General features: G+C 38.8%; 8 protein-coding genes. 5 read left to right on the top strand and 3 right to left on the bottom strand.

Annotated elements, in window-relative coordinates:
- The coding region (locus L877_RS14240) for a hypothetical protein (protein WP_207637225.1) at positions 1-193 on the bottom strand (193 nt) is incomplete at its 3' end.
- Between the two features lie 209 nt (positions 194-402).
- On the opposite strand from L877_RS14240, the gene L877_RS0103860 reads away from it, so the two are divergent.
- The 4 genes from L877_RS0103860 to L877_RS0103845 all read left to right on the top strand — a co-directional run bounded on the left by L877_RS0103860 (position 403) and on the right by L877_RS0103845 (position 2,533).
- A complete protein-coding gene (locus L877_RS0103860) occupies positions 403-945 on the top strand; it encodes a glutathione peroxidase (protein WP_026834969.1) in 543 nt (180 codons plus the stop codon).
- A gap of 19 nt (positions 946-964) precedes the next feature.
- Positions 965-1,396 carry a MarR family winged helix-turn-helix transcriptional regulator gene (locus tag L877_RS0103855; protein ID WP_026834968.1) on the top strand — a complete coding sequence of 144 codons (432 nt, stop codon included), beginning with the start codon at positions 965-967 and terminating at the stop codon, positions 1,394-1,396.
- Positions 1,396-2,055, top strand: a complete 660-nt coding sequence (locus tag L877_RS0103850; protein WP_242837113.1) for an HAD family hydrolase — start codon at positions 1,396-1,398, stop codon at positions 2,053-2,055. Before L877_RS0103855 ends, L877_RS0103850 begins: the two co-directional genes overlap by 1 nt.
- A 103-nt stretch (positions 2,056-2,158) precedes the next feature.
- Positions 2,159-2,533 (top strand): desulfoferrodoxin family protein, encoded by a 375-nt coding sequence (locus L877_RS0103845; RefSeq protein WP_026834966.1) that lies wholly within the window; start codon positions 2,159-2,161, stop codon positions 2,531-2,533.
- 134 nt (positions 2,534-2,667) lie between these two features.
- Here L877_RS0103845 and L877_RS0103840 read toward each other — a convergent pair whose 3' ends face one another.
- Entirely contained in the window at positions 2,668-3,870 is a 1,203-nt protein-coding gene (locus L877_RS0103840; protein ID WP_026834965.1) for a hypothetical protein, read from the bottom strand.
- A gap of 13 nt (positions 3,871-3,883) precedes the next feature.
- On the bottom strand, positions 3,884-4,381 hold the full coding sequence (locus tag L877_RS0103835; protein WP_026834964.1) for an RNA polymerase sigma factor: 498 nt from the start codon (positions 4,379-4,381) through the stop codon (positions 3,884-3,886).
- Between the two features lie 184 nt (positions 4,382-4,565).
- Here L877_RS0103835 and L877_RS0103830 point away from each other — a divergent pair, with 184 nt between their 5' ends.
- The gene (locus L877_RS0103830) at positions 4,566-6,206 is read left to right on the top strand and encodes a hypothetical protein (RefSeq protein ID WP_026834963.1); all 1,641 of its coding nucleotides are present in this window, start codon (positions 4,566-4,568) and stop codon (positions 6,204-6,206) included.
- Positions 6,207-6,208 lie beyond the last annotated feature (2 nt).

The following is a 6,208-nucleotide window of genomic DNA, read 5'->3' as shown; positions in this document are numbered from 1 at the left end:
CTAGATTTCTTCTTCTCGCCATTCTAGCCGTACTAACCACCAAAACCACCGCATCACCCTCTCCCCCGCCAGCTCTCACGGCCCTTCCTCCCCCGATATAAACTTCATAACAAAATACAAAATGGCAGAACTGGGACACATTTATTTCCTTTGAGAGCCGCATAAATTTTAAAAAGTTAAAATGGCTTTTCAACAGGGCTTAGATAAGTGCGCCTTTTTCTGGAATACATGCTTGTTATCAAAAAAATTAGGATAATTCCCTTGATTTTAGACTAAAAAAGGAGCTGCACACTAACGATTTTTAATCGTTAGTGCGACAGCCCCCAAAAAAAAAGTGTTGACAAAATACATTTGATAAAATATAATATAGTCAAATATAAAATTTCAAAGGAGGACTATGATATGGGATTTTATGATCAAAGTGTAACTGCAGCTTCTGGTGAAGAAGTGTCAATGAAGGATTATGAGGGCAAGGTTGTTCTCGTTGTTAACACGGCAACAGGATGTGGATTCACACCACATTATAAGGACATTGAAGAGATGTATGAGAAGTATCATGACCAGGGATTCGAGGTTATTGACGTGCCTTGTAATCAGTTTGCGGGACAGGCGCCTGAGTCAGACGAGGAGATTCATGAGTTCTGCACTCTTAAGTACAACACTCAGTTCCCTCAGATGAAAAAGTCTGATGTAAATGGAGAGAATGCCATTCCTTTGTTCAAGTATTTGAAGGAGCAGAAGGGCTTTGAAGGATTCGGGAAAGGACCAAAGGCTTTGGCGATGGGAGCTATGCTTTCTAAGATTGACAAAGACTACAAGAATAACTCTGAGATTAAGTGGAACTTTACAAAGTTTGTAATCGACAGAAGTGGTAATGTCGTTGCAAGATTTGAGCCAACAGCTAAGATGAAGGACGTAGATAAGTTTGTAGAAGGGTTACTATAAGTTAAGAGGTGACGAGATTATGGCGCAGGAATATGAACAGCTTTTGTTGAAAAATCAATTATGTTTTCCCCTTTATGCATGCGGACGAAAGATAGTTAGTGCTTACACTCCTTTTCTCAAGCCCCTTGGAATCACGTATACGCAGTATATTGTATTTATGGTGCTTTGGGAAGAGGAGAGTGTAAGAGTTGGGCAGTTGGGAAGCACCCTTCACCTAGACGCGGGAACATTGACTCCGCTCCTAAAAAAACTTGAAAAAGAGGGATATGTTACGAGAAAACGCTCAAAGGAAGATGAGCGTGTCACAGTTGTGAGTATTACAGAAAAGGGAATGGCGCTTAAGGAAAAGTGCAAGGATATCCCGGTTGAGTTGAGTAAACAGGGATCGAAGTTGACAAAAGAGGAAACGGAACATTTATATAAACTATTATATAAGTACTTGGAGGGTTAATGATGCAAGAATTTAAGGGCGTTTTGTTTGACATGGATGGTGTTATATTTGATTCGGAAGTCTGTGTGATTGATTGCTGGAAAGAAGTTGCTAAGAGATATGGTATTCCTTTTATTGAGAAGACGGCAATGGAGTGTATTGGAACCACTAAAAGCAAAAGTCGAGAGATAATGAAGAAGGAATACGGAGAGGATTTTCCATATGATGAATATGCTCAGGAAGCATCACAGATTTATCATGAGAAATATGATGGTGGGCGACTTCCCATGAAAAATGGTGTGAAGAAGTTGTTGGCATCCTTAGAAGAACGCGGGATTCGCATTGCATTGGCTACGTCGACCAGGTATGAAACAGCGGTTAACCAGCTGAGGGATGCGGGAATATTGGACTATTTTGATGAAGTTGTAACGGGAGACTTTGTCGAGAAAAGCAAGCCTGCGCCGGATATTTTTCTTAAAGCATGTGAGCTCATCGAACTCGATGTCAAGGATGTCTATGTTATAGAGGACTCATATAATGGCGTCAGGGCAGCTCATGCAGGAAATATGAGGGTTATTATGGTGCCTGATTTGTTGCCGCCTGATGATGAGATGGAGAGTAAGGCAGAAGTAATTTTAGAAAACCTAGAAGAAGTTAGGCAATATTTGTTATATGTATGACAGAATCCTTGCCAACGGAGAATGAATTATAGTATAATAAAGGTTGAGACAGGGCGTCAGCCCGAGAAGATTATGTTACCTATGGGAAAGGAGAAACAATCATATGGAATTAAAATTTTTCAAGTGTAAAGTATGTGGAAATATCATCGAGAAAATAGCAGACAGCGGGGTGCCTGTGAGTTGTTGTGGACAGCCTATGGAGGAACTCAAAGCTGGGACAAGCGATGGCGCAGTGGAAAAGCATGTACCTGTATGGAAACAGGATGGCAATGATGTCAATGTTGTGGTTGGTGAAGTAGACCATCCAATGGTAGAGGAGCACTTTATCGAGTGGATTGTTGTTCAGACGGATAAGGGTGTTTATAGAAAGAATCTATCTGCCGGGGAAGCACCTGCTGCTGACTTTAAAGTTTGTGATGGTGAAAAGGTTGAAGTGGTTTATGCATATTGTAATTTGCATGGATTGTGGAAAGCTTGATAAATTAAGAGAATAATAGAAAAGGCTAGACCGGGGAAACCTTGTCTAGCCTTTTTGGAAACGCATATTGCTGGTCTTACAAGCTTTGCTTGTAAGACAATTTTTCCTGTAAGACAATTATTGCAAATAAATATTTATTTAATAGTATAGGTTACGTCGTTGACAGTAACGGATGCGATATTATCAACATCTACAATTCTATTAAATATAATGTTTTCATCTCTTGTTCCACCGCAGAGATATGAGTAGTTGGCGATTTCAGAGTCACATTTATGTGTGATGCCAAGATCAGGAGAATCAATATTACGCTCTGATACCGTGTATTTGCTTCCGTCCTTGTAATTGATTTCTACTCTATAAATTCCCTCAGACATGTATTCTGATTCGCCTAAATCTTTGATTCCCGAGCTCTTGCCAAGATTAATTTTCATGGAAATAGCTGATAAATCGATGGAGCTATCTTTGCCATCGCTTAAAGTATGCATAGATGTCTTTGCGGCAAGCGGAATGCTGACAGCGGTATTATTCTTGATATAATCCTTGGAATTATCCTTGCTTAGCACCTTGGCAAGCGGTTTTGTATACTCGGTAATGTTAAGTGTCAGATGCTCTGCATCGAAACTATCCTCGTTAAACTGCATATAATCGTAGCAGTAAAGCTTATCACCAGTGGATTTCTTTAAATCAACGAAAGTTTTTCCGGCGCATTCCAGGAAGTTGTATGAGAAAGTTGCCTTGTCTTCATTGAGCCAAGCACCTTTGGTTTCGTTGTCGAGCTGGCTGTAATTTAAGAAGTCTATGCCACCTTTCTTTTCAAGAGTATATCCAACTATAACTGAGTTTTTGTCCTTAACGGCGGAGTTCACTGTGATAGTTGTTCCGGCTACTTTCTTCACTATTGGCTCAAAGGATAGATTGTCGCCGATATACTTGTCGACAAGTTTTTGATCTGCGGGAACATACTCGACTTTTGGCATTTTGGATTTAGTTGTGGAGACAGTTCCATCATCCTTGATTTTTGCTTCTTCTACAGTTGTAAATGTGTGCGAAGCCACGTTTTGCTTGGTATCGTTACCCCAAAATCCATTGGCAATTTGGTTATTAGCTATAGCATAAACGGCAGCTGGAGTTGCCAAAACAAGGAATGCTGCGGCAGCAACTTTTGCAAAACGGTTTCCAAATAATCTATTTTTTTTCATCATTGCGATAATCTCCTTTTCTTTTCTTTGATTATACTTCTCGGAAAAGACGTGATCTTCAAGGTTTCCCATGTTATCAAAATCTTCTACACTGATTTCCGGGAACGTATATTTATCTGTATTCTTTGTATTATTCATAATCAAATCTCCTTTACTGATTCAATGAACTACTGAGCATTCTTCGGGCACGCTCATATCTCTTTCGTACATTTGCCTCTGTGATTCCCAGTAAACTGGCGGTTTCCTTGGTGCTATACTCGTCGATGACAAGATAGCGGACTATTTTTCTATATTTTTCGGGCAGGCCATCCAGCTTGTCCTCGATTTCTGACAAATCATTATCTGATGACTCGGGGGCAGCAATGGCATGGTCATCTTTCTCTGTAAAAAATAGCAACTTGCTCTCCCTCATTTTCTTATTGTAAATATTTATGGAAGCGTTCCTAATTACAGTGATGATAAATCGCTTGCAATCAGCTGATTCGGGCTCATCAAATTGGATATTTTTCTTTATCAGATTCAAAAATGCATCGTGAACTGCGTCCTCTGCTTTTCCTTCATCGTGGAGAATGCTATAGGCCACATGGTACATTTTTTGCTCATATAGTCTGTAGCAGCTTTCGATAAACTGCTTTTGTTTTTTTGTCATAGTCCTTGGTCCTTTCACCTTTTTAGAATCATATCGTCTTAAGGATATGATGTTTTACACATGTGTTTCACATCTTACACTAATAATAACAAATCTCAGATAGGTTTTGTGACAAAAATTTCAAAAATATGTTATAATGTTGTTATATTGTCGTGAGATTCGGAGTATGGAGGAGGTAAAAGTATTGGTTAAAGTTGAGATGAAATTCAATCCATACATGATGGAGTACAGATTTATATTTAATGGAAATGTTCCGCGGATCAACAGTCAGGTGGAAAAGTATGTTGCAGCTCCCCTCAGCGCGTGGGCGTGCAGGGTGCCAGAAATATTATACAATGAGATGAATGGATATGATTTTGAGCTTGAGTTTATCGGAACTAAGCTTGATTATGATGAGATTGTGGGAGCATTTGCGGCAGAGAATGTGAGAGAGCCAGAGGTGGTCTTTGATCTGAAAAAAGAGATAATTAGCAGAAAAGAAATTGTTGCAAAGATTGCTGAATTGCGAAAGTGGTTGGCTGAAAACCAAGGTAGATATAATGGTTTAGAAGATTCTGATAATGATTTGCTAGACGAGGACTGCACTGTGATTGTAGTAGGTGATAGGGATTTGGGGCAATATAGCTTTGAGGGTATAAAGATTTCACTTGAGTATATAAGTGATTCTGTGGAGTTTGAGAATGTGGATTTGACGGATATTCCGATTGTTGTCGATTGTGCTAGTATGTCATTTGATAAGATGATGGATATTATCACAAGTATTCTTAAGCGTCATGATGTGAAGCAGCGACAAATATTTTTCTTGATGAACGATATTAACAAGGAAACTATACGCGTCCTAGAGGATATCGGAGTAAAAAACCCCAATATAATTAAGCAAATAGATGATAATTTGTTCTGGAAATATATTGAATTCTATCCTATAACATCTTATATAAGAAAGTATATCGATATAATGAGAGCCAAGGTTGAGCGCCTCAGGACAGAATTTGAGGAAGAAATGAAAACAGGTGATTTGCAAAATGAGGTCAATCAAATTGACATGGATGATATTGATAAGCAGATAGAACTAGTAAAGGAAGGCTTGAAGAATATAGAGGAATATAAAAGTCAAAAAATAGAAAATATTACATCTGATTTTTCCTCATGGCAGAAGATATATTCTGAGCTATTAGAGAAAGTATTAGAATGGAAAAGTATGAAATTAAGGATTGTAGGATTCGATGAGGGAGCCAAGATGGCAGAGAATTACAATAATTATTTTCAGCAGAATTATGATGAATTCTACAAGCAATTTGATTGGCTATACTTTGTTTATAAGAAGAGTATATCTGATGAGGGAAGAAGGATATTCCGCGAGGCAACTCCTGATATGATTGAAGATGATTACTCGGAGATAGATGATCAAAAATTTGAGAAAAAGGAGATTCCTGACATATCTGCAGAGCTCCTCGTACTTAAGGACAAGACCTATGAAAAGCCCAAAGAGGGAATCATAGGAACATTTATTAGTGGAATTACAGATACTTTGGAGGAGCCGGATATTGTAGTTGAGTACAACTGCAGAGTATGGCGTCAGACAGTTGAAAAGAAAGTATCTGGAGTAATTACAGAGGAGTATATAAAGCGAATGAAGGCTTTGGAGGATCATAAGGACAACATGACCTCATTCTACGAGAGTAGACTAAACGAGATACTCTCCGAGTTGAAGGAAAAGCAAGAAGGTATTTCAAGTCAGATGACAGATGACCAGAACGCAAGACGTGCAGAAATCTCCTGGTTAACAGATTTTGACGGGAAGCTTAGAGAAATCGAAGGGAGATAATT

The sequence above is a fragment of the Eubacterium xylanophilum ATCC 35991 genome (assembly GCF_000518685.1).
Lineage (GTDB): Bacteria > Bacillota > Clostridia > Lachnospirales > Lachnospiraceae > Eubacterium_F > Eubacterium_F xylanophilum.
The sequence above is the reverse complement of the archived record's forward strand: the minus strand, read 5'-3'. Positions and strand labels throughout refer to the sequence as shown.